The organism is Streptomyces katrae (assembly GCF_000717655.1).
GTDB lineage: Bacteria > Actinomycetota > Actinomycetes > Streptomycetales > Streptomycetaceae > Streptomyces > Streptomyces katrae_B.
In genome coordinates this window covers 43,097-62,715 of sequence record NZ_JNZY01000016.1, presented here as the reverse complement: position 1 = coordinate 62,715, position 19,619 = coordinate 43,097, and the positions used below count along the sequence as shown (strand labels likewise).

Sequence of the window (19,619 nt, the reverse complement as noted above, 5' to 3'; positions counted from 1 at the left end):
CTGCAGATCGAAGGGAGCCCGCCGTGGACAATGGTGTCTCTGCGGGAAGCACGGCCTCGACTTCGACCCTCGGGAACATAGCCCTGGGTCTCACCCTTCTCGCATTCGGTATCGGCCACACCGCCATCGTCAGCGGAGTGTCCGTCGCCAACTCCGTGTCACTCGCCACCTACGTCGGCGGTCTCGCCCTGTTCGTCCTCGGGATCCTCGAATTCCGCGGCGGCAACGGATTCAACGGCACCGCGTTCGCGGGCCTCGGCGCCTTCTGGTTCACCTGGGCCGCGGGGGCGGACGGAAAGGTTTCGGCACACGCCGCCGGACTGTTCCTGGTCCTCTTCGCCCTGCTCGCGCTGACCCTCACGGTCAGTGCCTCGAGCGGACTGTTCGGCCAGGGCGCGTACGCCCTGCTCACCCTCTCCCTGCTGCTCCTCGCGGTCGGCTCCTTCGCCGGCAGCGGCGGCCTCGCCAAGGCCGCCGGCTGGGTGGCCGCGGTCTCCGGGCTGCTGTTCTGGTACGGCGCCACCGCGGCGCTGGCCCACTGGCCCACCGCACTGGGCAAGGCCTCCGGCCGAGGCGCGGTCGCCGCGGGCTGAGGCGCGTGGCGAAGCGGACGTACGGGAACGGCCCCCGGGATTCCCCGGGGGCCGTTCCGCGTGCTCGGTGCGACTGCCCGGCTACTCGACGGTGACCGACTTCGCCAGGTTGCGCGGCTTGTCGATGTCCCGGCCCAGGGCCAGGGCCGTGTGGTACGCCAGCAGCTGGAGCGGGATGCCCATCAGGATCGGGTCCAGCTCGTCCTCGTTCTTGGGCACGAGGATGGTGTGGTCGGCCTTCTCCTGCTCGCGGTGGGCGACCGCGAGGATCCGGCCGCTGCGGGCCTTGATCTCCTCCAGCGCCGCGCGGTTCTTCTCCAGCAGGTCGTCGTCCGGGACGATCGCGACCGTCGGCATCGCCGGCTCGATGAGCGCGAGCGGACCGTGCTTGAGCTCGGAGGCCGGGTAGGCCTCGGCGTGGATGTAGGAGATCTCCTTCAGCTTGAGGGAGGCCTCCAGGGCCACCGGATAACCGCGGACCCGGCCGATGAACATCATCGACTTGGCCTCGGCGTACTCGGCCGCCAGCTTCTTGATGTCCTCTTCGCCCTCGAGGATCTCCTGGATCTGCTCGGGCAGCTTGCGCAGGCCCTCGATGATCCGCTTGCCGTCGGTGACCGACAGGTCCCGGATCCGGCCCAGGTGCACGGCGAGCAGAGCGAAGGCCACGACCGTGTTGGTGAAGCACTTGGTGGAGACGACGCAGACCTCGGGGCCGGCGTGCACGTACACGCCGCCGTCGGCCTCGCGGGCGATCGCGGAGCCCACCACGTTGACGACGCCGAGGACGCGGGCACCCTTGCGCTTGAGCTCCTGCACGGCGGCGAGCACGTCGTACGTCTCACCGGACTGCGAGACGGCGATGTAGAGCGTGTCGGGGTCCACGACCGGGTTGCGGTAGCGGAACTCGGAGGCCGGCTCGGCGTCCGCGGGGATGCGGGCCATGCTCTCGATGAGGCCGGCGCCGATCAGGCCCGCGTGGTACGAGGTGCCGCAGCCCAGGATCTTGACCCGGCGGATGCCGCGCGCCTCGCGCGGGTCCAGGTTCAGGCCGCCCAGGTGCACGGTGTTGAAGCGGTCGTCGATCCGGCCGCGCAGCACGCGGTCGACCGCGTCGGGCTGCTCGGAGATCTCCTTGTGCATGTACGTGTCGTGGCCGCCCATGTCGTACGAGGCGGCCTCCCACTCCACGGTCTCCGGCGTGGCCGTGGTGGTGGCACCGCTGGTGGTGTAGGTGCGGAAGTCGTCGGCCTTGAGGGTGGCCATCTCGCCGTCGTCGAGGGTGACGACCTGGCGGGTGTGGGCGACGAGCGCGGCGACGTCCGAGGCGACGAACATCTCCTTCTCGCCGATGCCCAGGACGACCGGCGAGCCGTTGCGGGCCACGACGATGCGGTCGGCGAAGTCGGCGTGCATGACGGCGATGCCGTAGGTGCCCTCGATGGCCTTGACGGCCTCGCGGACCTTCTCCTCGAGGGTGTCGGCCTGGGAGCGGGCGACCAGGTGGACGATCACCTCGGTGTCGGTCTCCGAGAGGAAGACGACGCCCTCGGACTCCAGCTTGGCGCGGAGCTCGGCGGCGTTGTCGACGATGCCGTTGTGGACGACGGCGACCTTGCTCTCGGCGTCCAGGTGCGGGTGCGAGTTGATGTCGCTCGGCGCGCCGTGGGTGGCCCAGCGGGTGTGGGCGATGCCGGTGGTGCCGGTGAAGCGCTTGGGGACCCGGGACTCCAGCTCGCGGACGCGGCCCTTGGCCTTGACCACCTTGAGCGCGGGGGACTTCGGGCTGTTGACGACGATGCCCGCGGAGTCGTATCCGCGGTACTCCAGTCGCTGCAGGCCTTCCAGCAGCAGCGGTGCCACGTCACGCTTGCCGATGTAACCCACGATTCCGCACATAAAGTCTTGCCCCTCCTGAAGTTCGGTTGCTCTTGCCGCTGTTGTCCGCGCCCGGTCCGTCGGCCGGCCCTGTTGCTCAGCCGTAGACGATGCGGCGCAGCTGCCGGAGCGAGAGCTCCGGCGGCGCCACGGCGCGGTGCGGCAGCTCGGCCGCGATCCGTTCGAAGATCTCCGCGTTGACCGCGCCGCCGGACTGGAGCTCCCGGTGGCGGCGGCGCACGAATTCCTCCGTCGTCTCGTCGAAGTACGCGAGTACGTCGAGGACCACCCGGGCTGCCTCACCGCGCTGCAGCGCGGTGCTGCGCACCAGGTGGTCGACAAGATCGTCATGAGACGGGCGGCGGTCGAGCACCCGTAGATACTGACGGGATACGGCCGGGAACGCAAAGATCCTGCCCGAAAGCGGGCAGGATCCATCTGGTCCAGACCAGCGGAATGCGTAAATCCACTCACTAAACGGTTAGAAACGGCGCAAAACGGCCTGCTTGGCTGCGGCGAACTCCTCGGCCGTGAGGATGCCCCCCTGATGCAGATCGCCGAGCTCGCGCAGCCGGCGCAGCAGCGCGTCGTGGTCCTCGGGGGCCGTCGGCTCGGCCGCCGAGGCCGCCAGCTCCGGCACCGGCGCCGCGGACAGGACCGCGGCGGCCTCGGCCGGCGCAGAGGCGCCCCGGGGATGGGGCATCCGCACCGCCACGGCCGCCGCCACCAGCGCCATCAGCGGGTCCTTCTTGAAACCGAACAGCTCCACCGTGTACGGGTCGTACTTGGGTGCCGGAGCCGCCGGAGCGCCCGCCAGCGTGAACCGGATCCATCCGTTGTCCAGGCCCTTCGAGGGGGACCACTCCACCGCCCGCAGGTCCGCGACCCGGAACTCGCGCGGACCGCCCGAGCTCTTGGCCTCCTCCGTCGTCCAGTTCCAGTCCAGCCCCACCCGGTCCCCGTCGAAGGCCACTGTCCCGTCCCCCGCGGCCACCGTGATCGGCACGGCCGGCCCCGGCAGCAGGTACGCGTCCGCCGGGCCGGGGTCGACCTGGTCCAGCAGCAGCGCATTGCGGACCTCGTCCACGAAGTACTCCGCCACCCCCGTCCGGTCCGCCTCCACGGTCAGCCGGTACGGGTCGGAGGCCTCCGGCAGCCGCCCGCCCGTCACCTGGAGCAGCGGGTCGGCGCCGTCACGCAGCTTCAGCCGCAACCGGCCCGTCTTGCGGCCCGGTTCGTAACTGACCCCGGCGAGCGCGCGCAGCGGTACGACCACTTCGCCCAGCGTCTGGCGCAGCAGCCCCACCCCCTTGTCGCGGCCGGGCACGATACGCACCGCGTCCCCGTCGAAGGTCCATGTGCCGTCCTTCTGGATGATTTCCGCCATCCATCGATTCTCGCACCGGCCGCAGCAGGCCAGTTGGCCTATACCTGCCCTATGAGAGTCCTGCGACGCACGCTCGGCACCCTCCTCGTCCTCGGCACGGCCGTCTCCTGCGCCACGTCCCCCCGCGACGACGCCAGAGCCGGGGACGAGCGCCCCGCCGCCCTCGCCCCCTACGAACAGCTCCTGCCGGCGCCCGCCTCCGTACGCGCCGAAGGCTCCGGGTACGCCGTCGGGGCGGGCACGGTCGTCCGTACCGGCGCGAGCGGCGGCGAGGAGGTCCGCCGGGTCGGCGAGCTCCTCGCCGAGCAGCTCAGGGGCCCCAGCGGGCTTCCGCTGCCGGTGGTCGACGGGGCCGACGGCGACGGGATCCGGCTGCGCCTCGACGAACAGGCCGAGGGCGTCGGCGCCGAGGGGTACCGGCTGGAATCCGCTCCGAGCGGGGTCACGCTGACCGCCCGGACCCCGGCGGGGCTCTTCCACGCCGGGCAGACGCTGCGGCAGCTGCTGCCGGTGGCCGGTCCTGGCACGGTGCCCGGCGGCGAGATCACCGACGCGCCGCGCTTCGCGTACCGGGGCGCGATGCTGGACATCGCCCGCCACCACTTCCCGGCCGAGCAGGTCAAGCGGTACGTCGACCAGCTCGCCCAGTACAAGGTCAACACGCTGCACCTGCACCTGACCGACGACCAGGGCTGGCGGATCGCGATCGACTCCTGGCCGCGGCTGGCGGAGTACGGCGGCGGCAGCGAGGTCGGCGGCGGGCCGGGCGGCCACTGGACGAAGGACCAGTACCGGGACCTCGTGGCGTACGCGGCGCAGCGGTACGTGGACGTGGTCCCGGAGATCGACATGCCGGGGCACGTGAACGCCGCCCTGGCCTCGTACGCGGAGCTGAACTGCGACGGGAAGGCGCGCGAGCGCTACACCGGGATCAAGGTCGGCTTCAGCTCGCTGTGCGTGGGCAAGGAGCGGACGTACGAGTTCATCGACGAGGTGCTCGGCGAGCTGGCGGAGCTGACGCCGGGCCGCTACCTGCACATCGGCGGCGACGAGGCGCTCTCGACGCCCGCGGCGGACTACGCGTCGTTCATGGACCGGGCCCAGCAGGTGGTGGGGCGCCACGGCAAGACGGTGGTGGCCTGGCACCAGCTGGCGACGGCCCGCCCGGCGCCGGGGGCGGTGCTCCAGTACTGGGGCCACGACCGGACCGGGGCCGCCGAGAAGGCGGCGGTGGCCACGGCGGCGAAGGCGGGCCACCCGCTGATCCTGTCGCCGGCGGACCGGCTGTACCTGGACATGAAGTACGACCTGACGACGAAGCCGGGACTGGCCTGGGCGGGCTTCGTCCCGGTGCGCAGGGCCTACGACTGGAACCCGGGGGCGTACCTGGCGGCGGCCGGAGTCCCGGAATCCGCGGTCCTCGGCGTCGAGGCACCGCTGTGGACGGAGACGATCGCGACCCGGTCCGACCTGGAGTTCATGGCCTTCCCGCGGGTCCTGGGCCTCGCGGAACTGGGCTGGAGCCCGGGCCCGCGCAACTGGACCGAATACCGCCGGCGCGTGGCGGCACAGGGCCCCAGGCTGGACGCCCAGGACATCACGTACCACCGGGCCCCGGACGTGCCGTGGTCCTGAGACGCCGTTCCTCCGGCAAAGCCGCACGCCGGCCGGCGGTGGGTCCGGGCTCCGCGGCCCCCGCCTCATGGCGTAGGTGCGGGTGCGGCGTCGAGGGACCGTATCGGCGCCGCACCCGCCCCCTTGATCACCGTCGCGATGCGTAAGGCGCGACGGGGTTCTTGAGGGTGCCGATCAGCTGGAGGGCGGCCGACGGGTCGGAGAGGTCCACCATCTGCTTGTTGTTGCGCAGCTGGAGCCGGTTCAGGCAGGACAGCTGGAACTCCTCGGCGAACAGGTCGTACCGCTCGAACCGCTCCGCGAGCTGCGGCATCGACTCCTGGTAGGCGTGGCCGCAGTCCGCGACCGCCCGCCAGAAGGTGTCCTCCTCGCAGATGCCCTCCGTGACGAGGATCGAGCCCAGGAAGCGGAAGAAGCAGTCGAAGACGTCCGTGAAGATCGACAGGAGCTTCATGTCCTCCGGGATGTCGGCCCTGACGCGCTCGACGGCCGGCGGGAGCACCGCGTCGGGGTCCATGACCACGATCTCCTCGGCGATGTCCTTGAAGACCGCCCGCTTCACCACGCCGTTCTCGATGACGAGGATGGTGTTCTCGCCGTGCGGCATGTACGCGAGGTCGTACTGGTAGAAGCAGTGCAGGAGCGGGAGGAGGTAGGCCCTCAGGTACGGCTTCAGCCACTCCGACGGGGTGAGGCCCGACTCCTCGATCAGCGCGCCGACGAAGGACTTGCCCTCGGAGTCGACGTGCAGCAGCGAGGCCATCGTCGCCAGGCGCTCGCCCTCCCGGAGGTGCTCGACCGGGGACTCGCGCCACAGGGCGGCCAGCATCTTGCGGTACGGCGAGTAGCGGTCGGTGGCGCGCTCGTACTGGCGGTGGTGGTAGCCGATGGCCGCGCGCTCTCGGATGATCGAGAAGTCCACCGACTGCAGGACCTCGTCGCCCTCGATCAGCTGGTGCAGCCAGTCGTTGATCGCCGGGGTGGCCTCCATGTAGGCCGCCGACAGGCCGCGCATGAAGCCCATGTTGAGGACCGAGATGGCGGTCTTCACGTAGTGCTTCGCCGGCGTCGTGGTGTTGAAGAACGTACGGATCGACTGCTGGGCCAGGTACGCGTCCTCGCCCTCGCCGAGCAGCACCAGACGGCGGTTCGCGATCTCGGCCGCGAAGGTCACCGTGGTCTTGTTCCACCACTGCCAGGGGTGCACCGGCAGGAAGTGGTAGTCGGCCGGGTCCAGGTCCAGGGCGGACAGCTTGGCCTCGAACCCGGCGATGGCGGCTTCGCCCAGCTCCTCGCGCATGAACGAGTCGTGGTCGAGGCCGGCGCCGGCCGTGAACGTCGAGACGTCCTTGCGGGCCGCCACCCACACCAGGTGGACGGGGCTCGCGGTCTCCGGGGCGTACGAGAGGTACTCGTGCACGCCGAAGCCGAGCCGGCCGTTGTTGGCGACGAAGCAGGGGTGGCCCTCGGTCATGCCCGTCTCGATGTCCTGGAAGGAGGACTTCGCCAGGACGGCGGCCGGGACCTGCGGCTTCGTGTACTTGAAGCCCGAGCCCGCCAGGGTGGAGGAGATCTCCTCCAGGTACACGGGCAGGACCTCGGCGCTCAGGCCGAGGGAGTCCTTCAGCTCGATGTGGAAGTCGATCGCGTCCAGGGGCAGCTCGGCGCCGTCCCGGTGGCGCGTGACGGAGGCCTCGTCGACCGCCCAGTGGTCCAGGGCGTGCAGGGCCGCGGTGAAGCGGTACTCCACGGTGCCGTCGTCGCTCAGGACCGAGTACGCCGAGCCGCCGAGCGGCTTCGGGGTCAGCAGGCGCTCGTGCGAGAACTCCGCCAGGGCCTTGCGGACCAGTGCACGGTTCGCGCGGGCCCACAGTTCGGGGGAGAGGTGCGAGATCGCATCGGCGAGGCTCATATGGACGCTCCCGTCAGGCCGGTGGCCGCCTCGAACTGCGCACGGGTGCAGAAGCTCAGCAGCGCTTCCTTCTCCGGCTTGGTGACCTGCCGCTCCGGTACAAAGCCGACGGCCTCGTTCAGGGCCTGCACGGCGGTGTTGGCGACGTCCGGCTCGACGACGACGCGTTCGGTCGCCGGGTCCGCGAAGGCGGCCGCCATGACGGTGGTGATGACCGCGCGGGTGAAGCCGTGCAGCGGCCGGTCGCTCGGGGCGACGAGGAAGTGCATGCCGACGTCGCCGGGCCGGGCGTCGTACAGGCCGACCAGCTCCAGCCGGCTCGGGTCGTACGTCTCCATCAGGAAGGCCGGGCGGCCCTCGTGCAGGCCGATGAAGGCATGGTGGTGTTCGTGGGCGGCGATCCGCATGTACTCGCGCTCGACGTCCGGCAGCGAGGCGTCCTGCATCATCCAGAACGAGGCCTTCGGGTGGGTGACCCAGCCGTGCAGCAGCTCCGCGTCGGCGAAGGGGTCCAGGGGCCTCACGGAGAAGGTTCCGAGGTCCGCGTCGACGCGGCTGTACAGGATTTCGGCGGTGCTCATGCGTGCGTGCCTTCCGGGGCGGCGAACTGCTGGAACGCGATGGACTTCTCGACCTTGTAGTACTCGCGGCCGAGGAGCTCTCCGATGATGTACGCGTTGCGGTACGCGGCCATGCCCAGGTCGGGCGAGGTGATGGAGTGGTTGTGGACCGTGCCGTTCTGCAGGAAGATCCCGCGGCCGGTCACGTCGATGCTGTAGTTGCGGGCCGCGTCGGGGCGGCCGTGGCCGTCGAAGGAGAGGCGCTCGCGCACGGGGTTCAGGAACTCCGGGAGCGTGTACGTGTAGCCCGTCGCGAGGATCAGGCCCTCGGTGGCGAGGGAGAAGTCGCGCTCCTGCTCCTCCTGGCGCAGCCCGAGGGTGTACGCGCCCGTGGTGGTGTCGTACGCCGCCGAGTTCAGCGAGGTGTTGGTCAGCAGGGTGGTCCGGACCGGGCCGGGCGAGGTGACCTTCTTCTGGTAGAGCAGGTCGAAGATGGCGTTGATGAGCTCGCCGTCGATGCCCTTGAAGAGGTTCTTCTGCTGGTGCTCGAGCCGGTAGCGGGTCTCCTCGGGCAGCGCGTGGAAGTAGTCCACGTACTCCGGGGAGGTCATCTCCAGCGTCAGCTTGGTGTACTCCAGCGGGAAGAACCGCGGGGAGCGGGTCACCCAGTTGAGCTGGTAGCCGTACACGTCGATCTCGGACAGCAGGTCGTGGTAGATCTCCGCCGCGCTCTGGCCCGAGCCGACCAGCGTGATCGACTTCTTCTGCTGGAGCTCCGCCTTGTTCTGCATGTACGCGGAGTTGTGCGTGAAGTCTCCGCCGAGCCCGGCGCAGGCCTGCGGGACGAACGGCGGGGTGCCGGTGCCCAGGACCAGGCGGCGGGCCAGGTGGGTCTCGCCGCGGTCGGTGTGGACCTCGTACAGGCCGGCCTGCCCGTCGTACTCCACCTCCGTGACGGAGGTGGAGTACTGCACGTTGTCGAGGCGGTCGGCGGCCCAGCGGCAGTAGTCGTTGTACTCGGTCCGCAACGGGTAGAAGTTTTCCCGGATGTAGAAGGAGTAGAGCCGGTCCTTGTCCTTCAGGTAGTTCAGGAAGGAGAACGGCGAGGTCGGGTCGGCCAGCGTGACCAGGTCCGACATGAACGGCGTCTGCAGGTGCGCACCGTCGAGGAACATCCCGGCGTGCCACTCGAAGTGCGGCTTCGTCTCGATGAAGAGGCCGTCGAGCTCGTCGATCGGAGCGGTCAGGCAGGCGAGCCCCAGGTTGAAGGGACCGAGGCCGATACCGATGAAATCGAACGGCTGGCGGGGCTCACGAGGCGTGGACAAGGGATTCTCCCAGGTACTGCTCGGCGTGGGACGCGAGGAGGTCGAGGACGGCCGCGATGTCGGCCGTCGTGGTCTGCGGGTTGAGGAGGGTGAACTTCAGGTACTGGTCGCCGTCCACCTTGGTGCCGGCGACGACTGCCTCGCCGGAGGCGAACAGCGCCTTGCGGGCGTGCAGGTTCGCCTCGTCGACGAGGTCCTTGCGGACGTCGCCTCCGGGCACGTAGCGGAAGACCAGGGTGGAGATCTGCGGCTTGACGACGACCTCGAAGCGCGGGTCGGCGTCGATGATGTCCCAGCCGGCCGCGGCCAGATCGATGACCTCGTCGAAGAGCGAGCCGAGGCCCTCGGCGCCCATGGTGCGCAGGGTCATCCAGAGCTTGAGCGCGTCGAAGCGGCGCGTGGTCTGGATGGACTTGTCGACCTGGTTCGGGATCCTCTCCTCCGCCATGCGGCGCGGGTTGAGGTAGTCCGCGTGGTACGTGGCGTGCTTGAGGGTGTCGCGGTCGCGGACCAGCATCGCGCTGGAGCTGACCGGCTGGAAGAACGACTTGTGGTAGTCGACCGTGACCGAGTCGGCCCGTTCGATGCCGTCGAGCAGGTGCCGGCGGGTGGGGGAGATCAGCAGTCCGCAGCCGTACGCGGCGTCCACGTGCATCCACGCGGAGTGCTCGGCGGCCAGGTGGGCGATCTCGGGGAGCGGGTCGATGGACCCGAAGTCGGTGGTGCCGGCGGTGGCGACGACGGCCATCGGGAACAGGCCCTCGGCGGCGCAGTTCTCCAGCTCGAGGGCGAGCACGGAGGTGTCCATGCGGCGGTTGCGGTCGACCGGGACGGCGATGACGGCCTCGTAGCCGAGCCCGAGCATCGCGGCCGACTTCTTGACGCTGAAGTGGCTGGCCTCGGAGGTGAAGATGCGCAGCTTGGGCAGGACCTCGGACTTCGGGAGCGCCCGCTCGCTGCTCTGCATGACCTTGCGGCAGGCCTCGTCACGGGCCAGCAGCAGCGCGTGGAAGTTGGACTGGCTGCCGCCGGAGGTGAAGATGCCGTCCGCGTCCGGGCCGAGGCCGATGCGCTGCGCGGTCCAGTCGATCAGGCGGCGCTCGATGAGCGTGCCGCCGATGGACTGGTCCCAGGTGTCCAGGGAGGAGTTGACGGCCGAGAGGACGGCCTCGCCGAGGACGGCGGGGATGACGACCGGGCAGTTGAGGTGGCCCAGGTAGCGCGGGTGGTGGAAGTACACCGCGTCGCGCAGGTAGACCTCTTCCAGCTCGTCGAGGACGGCGGCCGGGTCTTCGAGCGGCCGGTCCAGGTCGATCCCGTTGATGACCGGGGCGAGTTCGTCGACGGATATACCGGAGTGGGGCCGTTCGGTGGTCGCGAGTTTGGCAGCGACGCGCTCGACGCCTTCGGTGACGGAACGGCGGTACAGGTCCGCGGTCGTCTCATTCAGCAGATGCGAGCGCATCAACGTTCCTCCGGGCAGGAAAGAGGCGGGTGGGGAAGAGATTCTTAGGTTAGCCTAACCTAACTTTCCGGCCAAATGGCGATGGGCCCCGGCCGGAAGCCGGGGCCCATCGCTGAAAAGGGGTGAGGAGAAGGAGAGTTGCTACAGCTCTGAGGTGGGTTCCTCGCTGGCCGCCTGGCCCGCGTAGGCCTCGGCGAGGAGTTCCTCCTCGCTCGCACCGAGACGCCAGTAGCCGGTGAAGCGCACCGCGCGCCGGTCGATGGAACGTTCCTGCACGACATGCCTGCGGACCGCCCGAACCGTGCCGGCCTCGCCCGCGAGCCAGGCGTACGGAGCTTCGGCGACGGGGAGTTCGGCCGCCCGGAGCGCCGCCAGCACGCGCTCGGTGCGCTCCTTGCCCGCGCCGCCCTCCCGCACGATCCAGGTGATGTCCGCGTCGGCGGGCGTCGGCAGGGTGAGCCGGTCGTCGGCGTGAGGGACCTCGAACCACGCGGCGACCCGGGTCCCGGCGGGGAGCCGGTCCAGGATCGCGGCGGCCGCGGGGAGCGCGGTCTCGTCCGCGTACATGAGCAGTGCGTCGATGCCGGCCGGCGGCTGGAACCGTACGGACTTGTTCTCCGCGACGGCCGGGCCGATCGCCATGATCCGGCGGCCGGTCACGGCCCGCCCGGCCCAGTACGCCGCCGGGGAGCCCGCCGCGTCAGCGGCCGATGCCGCAGTCCCGTGGAGGACGAAGTCGATGTCGACCTCGTCGGCGCCCTCGGGCGTACGGCGCTGCTCGCGCACGGTGTACGAGCGCATCACCGGCCGCTCCTCGTCCGGCATTCCGCGCCAGGCCGCGAACCAGGTGTCCTCGTCAGTGGACGGGAGCACGGTGTGCTCCCGGTGGGCGGGCGGCAGGAAGAGCGAGAGGCTCTGGTCGTAGCCGCCCGAGCGGAAGCCCGCGAGGGACTCCCCGCCGAAGGTGACCCGCAGGAACGAGTGCCCGAGCCGGCGCGTGCGGAGCACTTCGAGTTCGAAGAACCGGAAGTGGGCGGCGGCCGGGACGGCGTCGGATGCGGTGGCGGTCATGCGGAGAGTCCCCCTCGTCGGTGGAAACGGCGCCTGGTCGGGGCGCCGAGGGTCAGCTGACCTTCTTGGCGTTCTGGATGGACTTCGCGAGGTCCTCGAGGATCTTGGCGCACTTGTCGTACGAGTAGATCGGCTCGGTCACGCGCGGGGCGACCTGGCCGGCCTTGACGGCGGGCAGCTCGGTCCAGGTGGGCTTGGCCTTCAGCTCCTCCGGCTGCAGGGTGCCGGTGCGGTTGTCGAGCAGGACCAGGTCGGCCTTGTACTTGCCGGCGTTCTCCCAGCTGAGGCTCTCGAAGAAGCCGCCCGCGTCCAGCTTGCCCTGCTCCGGGGCGACGAATTCGACGCCGAGGGTCTCGAAGTACTTCAGGTCGGCCGAGGTCTTCGGGGTGGAGACGTAGAACAGGTCGGCGGAGCCGGAGCCGACGAGCACCTTGACGCCCGGGTTGGCCTTGGTGGCCTCGCGGACCTTGGTGGCGGCCGACTCGAAGCGGGCCTTGGCGTCTGCGGTCTGCTTGGTGTTCAGGTCGGCGCCCAGGGACTTGGCGAGGTCGGCCGTGCGCTCCAGCGCCTTGTCGAGGGAGGCGTCGCCGCCCACGCCGATCGCGACGGGCGGGGCCAGCTTCAGGATCTTGTCCTTGGAGGCCTCCGGGACGAACCAGTAGCTGCCGTCCCAGGTGTTGGTGACGAGCAGCTCGGGCTGGAGGGCCGCGTACTTCTCGACGTTGAACTCGTCGTAGACGTTGCCGAGGATCTCGACCTTGGAGATGTCCATCGAGCCGGCCATCGCGTCGGCCTTGCCGTCGGCGGTCTTGGTCGGGCCGAAGACGCCCTTGACCTGGATGCCGTAGTCGTAGAGCGCGGCGGCGGTGCCGGTGTAGGCCACGATGTTCTTGGGCTTGGCCTTGAGGCTGACGTCCTTGCCGAGGTCGTCCTTGAAGCTCCAGGCGCCCGAGGCCGCAGCGCCCGCGTCCTTGTCGCCCGCCTCGCTCTTCGCCGAGTCGGAGCCGCCGCATGCGGTCAGGGCCGCGACGAGGCCGAGGGCGCCGCCGGCGGCGATGAGACCGCGACGGGAGAGGTAGGTACGGGACTTGGGCATGTCTATGTCCGCTTTCGTGCGTGCCGGGCGGCCACTGGGCCGTTCGGAGGGAAGGTTAGCCTAACCTTGGCTGAAAGCGGTAAGGGGGCCCTAAGTTTTCAGGGCCCCCTCGTGGTACTGCGACGTTGCGGTGCCTAGCCGGCGAAGCCCAGCTCACGGGCGATGAGCATGCGCTGCACCTCACTGGTGCCCTCGCCGATCTCCAGGATCTTGGAATCCCGCCACATGCGCGCCACGGGGTACTCGTTCATGAACCCGTAACCGCCGTGGATCTGGGTGGCCTCGCGCGCGTTGTCGACGGCGACCGTCGAGGAGTACAGCTTCGCGATGGCCGCCTCCTTCTTGAACGGCTCTCCGGCCACGAGGCGGGAGGCCGCGTCACGCCAGCCGATCCGCGCCATGTGGGCGCGCATCTCCATGTCCGCCAGCTTGAACTGGATGGCCTGGTTGTCGCCGATGGGCCGGCCGAAGGCCTTGCGCTCCTTCGCGTACTTCACCGACTCGTCCACGCAGCCCTGCGCGAGGCCCGTGGCGAGCGCCGAGATCGCGATGCGGCCCTCGTCGAGGATCCGCAGGAACTGGGCGTAGCCGCGGCCCTCCTGGCCCACCAGGTTGGCCAGCGGCACCCGTACGTCGTCGAAGGCCAGCTCGCGGGTGTCCGACGAGTTCCAGCCGACCTTCGAGTACGGGGCGGCCACCGTGAAGCCGGGGGTGCCGGACGGGACGATGATCGAGGAGATCTCCGGGCGGCCGTCGGCCTTCCGGCCCGTCACGGCGGTGACGGTGACCAGACCGGTGATGTCCGTACCGGAGTTGGTGATGAAGCACTTCGAGCCGTTGATCACCCACTCGTCGCCGTCCTTGACGGCCGTGGTGCGGGTGCCGCCGGCGTCGGACCCGCCGTCCGGCTCGGTCAGGCCGAAGGCGCCGAGCACCTCGCCGGCGCACATCTTCGGCAGCCACTGCTGCTTCTGCTCCTCGGTGCCGAAGAGGTAGAGGGGCATGGCGCCCAGCGAGACGCCCGCCTCCAGGGTGATGGCGACCGAGGAGTCGACGCGGGCCAGCTCCTCCAGGGCGATGCCGAGGGCGAGGTAGTCGCCGCCCATGCCGCCGTACTCCTCCGGGAAGGGCAGGCCGAACAGGCCCATGCGGCCCATCTCGCGGACGATCTCGTAAGGGAACTCGTGCCGCTCGTACAGGTCGCCGATCTTGGGTGCGATGACGTCGTGCGCGAACGCCTCGACGGTACGGCGGAGTTCCTCGTGCTCGGGGGTGAGCCGGTGGTCGAGGGGCATGTCTTCGTTACTCCTTGTGGGAGAGGGCGCGGACGGTACGGGAGGGGCTGGGACGTCCCAGCTGTTCGGCCATCCACACGCTCGTGGCGGTGAGGGCGGCCAGGTCGACGCCGGTCTCGATGCCGAGCCCGTCGAGCATCCACACCAGGTCCTCGGTCGCGAGGTTGCCGGTGGCGCTCTTCGCGTAGGGGCACCCGCCGAGCCCGCCCGCGGAGGCGTCGACGGTGGTCACCCCGTGCTGGAGCGCGGCGAGGGTGTTGGACAGGGCCTGGCCGTACGTGTCGTGGAAGTGCACGCCGATCCGGTCGGTCGTGACGCCCTCCTCGTTGAGCTCGCCGAGGAGGGTCCGGACATGGCCCGGGGTGGCGACGCCGATGGTGTCGCCGAGGCTGAGCTCGTCGCAGCCGAGGTCGAGCAGGGCCTTGGCCACGCTCACCACCTGGTGGACCGGGACGGGGCCCTCCCAGGGGTCGCCGAAGCACATGGAGAGATAGCCGCGGACGTGCGCCCCGCCCTCCTTGGCGCGGGCCACGACGGGCTCGAACATGGCGAGGGACTCGGCGACGGTCCGGTTGAGGTTGCGGGAGGCGAAGGTCTCGGTGGCCGAGCCGAAGACCGCGATGCGGGTGGCGCCGAGGGCCAGGGCGCGGTCGAGCCCGCGCTCGTTGGGGACGAGGACGGGGAGGTGGACCCCGGCCAGGCCCTGGAGCTGCTGGAACAGCTCCTCGGCGTCCGCCAGTTGGGGCACCCACTTGGGGTGCACGAAGCTGGTCGCCTCGACGGTGGTCAGCCCGGCCGCGGCCAGCCGGCGGATGAACTCGGCCTTGACGTCGGTGGGTACGGCCGACTTCTCGTTCTGCAGCCCGTCGCGGGCGCCGACCTCGTGGATGCGGACGCGGGCCGGCAGTCCGGGGGCCGGGACGGTCATGGGCAGCCCGTTCACGACGCCACCTCCTTCTCTTCGTCGTCCGGGGTGACGACGGCCAGGACCTGGTCCATGGCCACGGTCGTGCCGGGGGAGACGTCCAGCTCGGTGACCGTGCCGGAGTGCGGGGCGGAGATGACGTGCTCCATCTTCATCGCCTCGACGACGAGCAGGCTCTGCCCGGCGGCGACGCGGTCGCCGACGGCGACCTTGACGACGGTGACGGTGCCGGGCATGGGGGCGGCGAGCGTATCGGCGCCCGCGCCGGCCGCGCCCTTCGCGGTGACGGGGTCGTGGATCTGGACGTGCCAGGAGTCGCCGTCACGCCCGAGCCAGGTCCCTTCGGGGGAGCGGGCATGGCCGAAGGTGTGGGTGACCCCGTCCAGCTCGACGGTGACGCGGTCGCCGCTCCGGCTGACGATCCGGCCCCGGGCCGGTGTGCCGGGGCTCTGCCCCAGACCCCGCGCCTCGATCGCCGGCGGGGCTGAATCCTCCCCGGCGTCCGCGAGCAGCAGTTCCGTCTCCGTGCCCGACGGGCGGGTGCGGACCGTGATCGGATCCTGGCCCGGGAGGCGGAAGTGGTGCACCGTCCAGGCGGGAGTGCCGCCGAGGCGCCAGCCGTCGGCCGCCCCGAAGGGGTCGACCCACCCGTCCAGCCCCGCCGGCGTTCGAGGCGCGGGATCCGGGGCGGAGCCCCGGTTCCGGGAAGGGGCGGGGTGGGGGAGGGACAACAGCGCCGCTGCCGCGAACACCTCCGGCGGGACGCCCTCCGGGAGCAACGAGCCCAGGTCGCGCTCCACCAGCCCGGTGTCCAGGTCCCCGGACACGACGTCCGGATGCGCCAACAGCCTCCGCAGGAAACCGGCGTTGGTCTGGACACCCAGGATCACGGTGTCGGCGAGGGCACCCCGCAGCACCCGGAGGGCAGCGGCCCGGTCGGGACCGTACGCGATCACCTTCGACAGCATCGGGTCGTACGTCGACCCCGTGTCGACCCCCGCCACCAGGCCGGAGTCCCTCCGTACGGAACCTCCCGACGGCTCCGACAGGGCCAGCACCATCCCACCCGACGGCAGGAATCCCCGCGCCGGATCCTCCGCGCAGACGCGCGCCTCGATCGCGTGCCCGGTCAGGGTGACATCGGACTGCGAGAAGGCCAGCGAAGCGCCCGCCGCAACCCTCAGCTGCTGTTCCACCAGGTCCAGCCCGGTGATCAGCTCCGTCACCGGGTGCTCGACCTGCAGCCGGGTGTTCATCTCCATGAAGTAGTACGAGGACGGGTCCCCGCCCGGGACGATGAACTCCACCGTGCCCGCGCCGACGTACCCGCACGAGCGCGCCGCCTCCACCGCCGCCGCGCCCATCGAGGCCCGGAGCTCCGGCGTGAGCAGGACCGACGGGGCCTCCTCGATCACCTTCTGGTGGCGCCGCTGCAGCGAGCACTCGCGCTCGCCCAGGTGCACCACGTTCCCGTGCGCGTCCGCCAGCACCTGGATCTCGATGTGCCGCGGCCGGTCCACCCACCGCTCCACGAGCAGCGTGTCGTCGCCGAAGGACGACCGCGCCTCGCGGCGGGCCGCCGCGATCTCCTCGGCCAGCGCGCTCGCGTCGCGGACCAGCCGCATGCCCTTGCCGCCGCCGCCCGCAGAGGGCTTCAGCAGCACCGGCATGCCGATCTCCTCGGCGGCCGCCACCAGTTCGGCGTCCGACAGGCCGCTCCCCGAGGAGCCGGGCACGACCGGGACCCCGGCCGCCTTCACGGTCTCCTTGGCGCGGATCTTGTCGCCCATCAGGGAGATCGCCGAGGCCGGCGGCCCGATGAAGGCCAGGCCCGCCTCGGCGCAGGCGGCCGCGAAGGCCGCGTTCTCGGCGAGGAAGCCGTACCCCGGGTGGACCGCCTCGGCCCCCGTGCGCCGCGCCGCGTCGAGCAGCCGCTCCACCGACAGGTAGCTCTCGGCGGCCGCCGCCGGGCCGATCCGGACGGCCGTGTCGGCCTCCCGTACGTGCCGGGCGTCCGCGTCCGCGTCGCTGAAGACGGCGACGGACCGCACGCCGAGCTCGCGCAGCGTGCGGATGACCCGTACGGCGATCTCGCCCCGGTTCGCGACCAGAACAGTGCTGAACATCAGTGAGGTCCTCACGTCACATACGGAAGATGCCGAAGCCCGAGTCGCCCAAGGGGGCGTTCGCGCACGCGGTCAGGGCCAGTCCCAGCACCTGCCGGGTCTCCATCGGGTCGATGACCCCGTCGTCCCACAGCCGCGCGGTGGCGTAATAGGCGTTGCCCTGTTCCTCGTACTGCGCGCGGACCGGGGCCTTGAAGGCCTCCTCGTCCTCGAGCGGCCATTCCTGGCCGGCGCCCTCGATCTGGTCCCGCTTGACCGTGGCGAGCACGGACGCGGCCTGTTCGCCGCCCATCACGGAGATCTTGGCGTTGGGCCACATCCACAGGAACCGCGGCGAGTACGCCCGCCCGCACATCGAGTAGTTGCCCGCGCCGTACGAGCCGCCGACGACCACGGTCAGCTTCGGGACCCGCGTGCAGGCCACGGCCGTGACCATCTTGGCGCCGTGCTTGGCGATGCCGCCGGCCTCGTAGTCGCGGCCGACCATGAAGCCCGAGATGTTCTGGAGGAAGAGGAGCGGGATCCCGCGCTGGTCGCACAGCTCGATGAAGTGAGCGCCCTTCTGGGCCGACTCGGAGAAGAGGATGCCGTTGTTGGCGACGATCCCGACCGGGTGGCCGTGGATCCGGGCGAAGCCGGTGACCAGCGTCTGCCCGAACTCGGACTTGAACTCCTGGAAGCGGGAGCCGTCCACGATCCGGGCGATGATCTCGCGGGCGTCGTACGGGGTGCGCGAGTCGACCGGGACCGCGCCGTACAGCCCGTACGGGTCCACCTTCGGCTCTTCCGGGGCCTCGACCGACCAGGGCAGGGCCCCGCGCTCGGGCAGGGTCGCCACGATGTTCCGTACGATCCGCAGCGCGTGCGCGTCGTCCTCCGCGAGGTGGTCGGTGACGCCCGAGGTCCGGGAGTGGACCTCGCCGCCGCCGAGCTCCTCGGCCGTGACGACCTCACCGGTGGCGGCCTTCACCAGCGGCGGGCCGCCGAGGAAGATCGTGCCCTGGCCGCGGACGATGACGGCCTCGTCGCTCATCGCCGGGACGTACGCGCCGCCCGCCGTGCAGGAGCCGAGGACGGCGGCGATCTGCGGGATGCCGGCGCCGGACATGCGCGCCTGGTTGTAGAAGATGCGGCCGAAGTGCTCCCGGTCGGGGAAGACCTCGTCCTGCATGGGGAGGAAGGCGCCGCCCGAGTCGACCAGGTAGAGGCAGGGGAGACGATTCTCCAGGGCCACCTCCTGGGCGCGGAGGTGCTTCTTCACGGTCATGGGGTAGTACGTGCCGCCCTTGACGGTGGCGTCGTTCGCGACGATCACGCACTCGCGGCCGCTGACCCGGCCGATGCCCGCGATGACCCCGGCGGCCGGGGCGGCGCCCCCGTACATGCCCTCGGCGGCCAGCGGGGCCAGCTCCAGGAAGGGGGACCCGGGGTCCAGGAGGGTGTCCACGCGGTCGCGGGGGAGCAGTTTCCCGCGGGCGGTGTGGCGGGCGCGGGCCTTCTCACCGCCGCCGAGCCGGGCCGCTTCGAGCCGGGCCCGCAACCCCTCGGCGAGCTCGCGGTGGGCGGCCTCGTTGGTCCGCCAGGCCTCGGACGCCGGGTCCGCGGCGCTCGTCAGCACTGGTGCCTGCTGCATCGGTCGAGCTCCCTTGCTCGGTGCACGCTGTTAATGAGCGTTAACGCATGTACCGCCTAGGTTAACGAGCGCTAACGGCCCTGTCTAGAATGGACTCCCATGAGCACCAGAGCGGCCGCCCCGACCCGTCGCGAGCAGATCCTCAGTGAGGCCGCCCGCCTCTTCGCCGAGCGCGGGTTCCACGGCGTCGGCGTGGACGAGATAGGGGCCGCGGTCGGCATCAGCGGTCCCGGCCTGTACCGCCATTTCGCGGGCAAGGACGCCATGCTCGCCGAGCTGCTCGTCGGGATCAGCGAGCGGCTGCTGACCGGCGGACGCCACCGCGTGGCCGAGGCCGCGGGCGACCCGGACGGTGTACTGGCCTCCCTCATCGACGGCCACATCGACTTCGCCCTCGACGACCGGGCGCTGATCACCCTGCACGACCGGGAGCTGGACCGGCTGCGGGAGACCGACCGCAAGCTCGTCCGGCAGCTGCAGCGCAAGTACGTCGAGCTTTGGGTGGAGGTCGTACGGGAACTGCACCCGGAGGTCGGCGAGGCGGAGGTCCGGGTGTCCGTCCACGCCGTCTTCGGCCTGCTCAACTCCACCCCGCACCTGGCGGCGCTCGGCCGGGAGGCGACGGAATCGCTGCTGCGGCGCCTGGCGCACGGGGCGTTCGGGGCGCTGTCGGGGTGAAGCGACGCGCCCGCTGGTCGGAATGGAACCGGCGACC

At 70.8% G+C, this 19,619-nt stretch carries 16 protein-coding genes; 3 read left to right on the top strand and 13 right to left on the bottom strand.

Annotated features, from left to right (window positions below; genetic code table 11):
• Positions 1 to 23 precede the first annotated feature (23 nt).
• A complete protein-coding gene (locus IF09_RS0120775; protein WP_030297861.1) occupies positions 24 to 593 on the top strand; it encodes a GPR1/FUN34/YaaH family transporter in 570 nt (189 codons plus the stop codon).
• Positions 594 to 674: 81 nt separating this feature from the next.
• Here IF09_RS0120775 and glmS read toward each other — a convergent pair whose 3' ends face one another.
• From glmS to IF09_RS0120760, 3 genes are all read right to left on the bottom strand, one after another.
• Positions 675 to 2,492: a glutamine--fructose-6-phosphate transaminase (isomerizing) gene (gene glmS, locus IF09_RS0120770; RefSeq protein WP_030297859.1), complete on the bottom strand. Its 1,818-nt coding sequence runs from the start codon at positions 2,490 to 2,492 to the stop codon at positions 675 to 677.
• Positions 2,493 to 2,568: 76 nt separating this feature from the next.
• Positions 2,569 to 2,844 (bottom strand): hypothetical protein, encoded by a 276-nt coding sequence (locus IF09_RS0120765; RefSeq protein WP_030008735.1) that lies wholly within the window; start codon positions 2,842 to 2,844, stop codon positions 2,569 to 2,571.
• Positions 2,845 to 2,952: 108 nt separating this feature from the next.
• The gene (locus tag IF09_RS0120760; protein ID WP_030297857.1) at positions 2,953 to 3,858 is read right to left on the bottom strand and encodes a DUF4429 domain-containing protein; all 906 of its coding nucleotides are present in this window, start codon (positions 3,856 to 3,858) and stop codon (positions 2,953 to 2,955) included.
• A 51-nt stretch (positions 3,859 to 3,909) separates the two neighbouring features.
• Here IF09_RS0120760 and IF09_RS0120755 point away from each other — a divergent pair, with 51 nt between their 5' ends.
• The gene (locus tag IF09_RS0120755; RefSeq protein ID WP_030297855.1) at positions 3,910 to 5,493 is read left to right on the top strand and encodes a beta-N-acetylhexosaminidase; all 1,584 of its coding nucleotides are present in this window, start codon (positions 3,910 to 3,912) and stop codon (positions 5,491 to 5,493) included.
• Positions 5,494 to 5,620: 127 nt separating this feature from the next.
• Here IF09_RS0120755 and IF09_RS0120750 read toward each other — a convergent pair whose 3' ends face one another.
• The 10 genes from IF09_RS0120750 to IF09_RS0120705 all read right to left on the bottom strand — a co-directional run bounded on the left by IF09_RS0120750 (position 5,621) and on the right by IF09_RS0120705 (position 18,904).
• A complete protein-coding gene (locus tag IF09_RS0120750; RefSeq protein ID WP_030297854.1) occupies positions 5,621 to 7,405 on the bottom strand; it encodes an IucA/IucC family protein in 1,785 nt (594 codons plus the stop codon).
• A complete protein-coding gene (locus IF09_RS0120745; RefSeq protein WP_030297852.1) occupies positions 7,402 to 7,986 on the bottom strand; it encodes a GNAT family N-acetyltransferase in 585 nt (194 codons plus the stop codon). The genes IF09_RS0120750 and IF09_RS0120745 overlap by 4 nt, the downstream gene beginning before the upstream one ends.
• On the bottom strand, positions 7,983 to 9,293 hold the full coding sequence (locus IF09_RS0120740) for a lysine N(6)-hydroxylase/L-ornithine N(5)-oxygenase family protein (protein ID WP_030297850.1): 1,311 nt from the start codon (positions 9,291 to 9,293) through the stop codon (positions 7,983 to 7,985). Before IF09_RS0120740 ends, IF09_RS0120745 begins: the two co-directional genes overlap by 4 nt.
• Positions 9,277 to 10,758 carry a pyridoxal phosphate-dependent decarboxylase family protein gene (locus IF09_RS0120735; protein ID WP_030297848.1) on the bottom strand — a complete coding sequence of 494 codons (1,482 nt, stop codon included), beginning with the start codon at positions 10,756 to 10,758 and terminating at the stop codon, positions 9,277 to 9,279. The genes IF09_RS0120740 and IF09_RS0120735 overlap by 17 nt, the downstream gene beginning before the upstream one ends.
• A 141-nt stretch (positions 10,759 to 10,899) precedes the next feature.
• A complete protein-coding gene (locus IF09_RS0120730; RefSeq protein WP_030297846.1) occupies positions 10,900 to 11,829 on the bottom strand; it encodes a siderophore-interacting protein in 930 nt (309 codons plus the stop codon).
• A 52-nt stretch (positions 11,830 to 11,881) separates the two neighbouring features.
• On the bottom strand, positions 11,882 to 12,925 hold the full coding sequence (locus IF09_RS0120725; protein WP_030297845.1) for an ABC transporter substrate-binding protein: 1,044 nt from the start codon (positions 12,923 to 12,925) through the stop codon (positions 11,882 to 11,884).
• Positions 12,926 to 13,059: 134 nt separating this feature from the next.
• Positions 13,060 to 14,220, bottom strand: coding sequence for an acyl-CoA dehydrogenase family protein (locus IF09_RS0120720; protein ID WP_030297843.1), 1,161 nt, complete (start codon positions 14,218 to 14,220; stop codon positions 13,060 to 13,062).
• Positions 14,221 to 14,227: 7 nt separating this feature from the next.
• Positions 14,228 to 15,148 (bottom strand): hydroxymethylglutaryl-CoA lyase, encoded by a 921-nt coding sequence (locus IF09_RS0120715; RefSeq protein ID WP_030297841.1) that lies wholly within the window; start codon positions 15,146 to 15,148, stop codon positions 14,228 to 14,230.
• Between the two features lie 11 nt (positions 15,149 to 15,159).
• A complete protein-coding gene (locus IF09_RS0120710; RefSeq protein ID WP_030297839.1) occupies positions 15,160 to 17,271 on the bottom strand; it encodes a biotin carboxylase N-terminal domain-containing protein in 2,112 nt (703 codons plus the stop codon).
• Between the two features lie 16 nt (positions 17,272 to 17,287).
• The gene (locus IF09_RS0120705; RefSeq protein ID WP_030297837.1) at positions 17,288 to 18,904 is read right to left on the bottom strand and encodes a carboxyl transferase domain-containing protein; all 1,617 of its coding nucleotides are present in this window, start codon (positions 18,902 to 18,904) and stop codon (positions 17,288 to 17,290) included.
• A gap of 99 nt (positions 18,905 to 19,003) precedes the next feature.
• On the opposite strand from IF09_RS0120705, the gene IF09_RS0120700 reads away from it, so the two are divergent.
• On the top strand, positions 19,004 to 19,582 hold the full coding sequence (locus IF09_RS0120700) for a TetR/AcrR family transcriptional regulator (protein ID WP_030297834.1): 579 nt from the start codon (positions 19,004 to 19,006) through the stop codon (positions 19,580 to 19,582).
• Positions 19,583 to 19,619 lie beyond the last annotated feature (37 nt).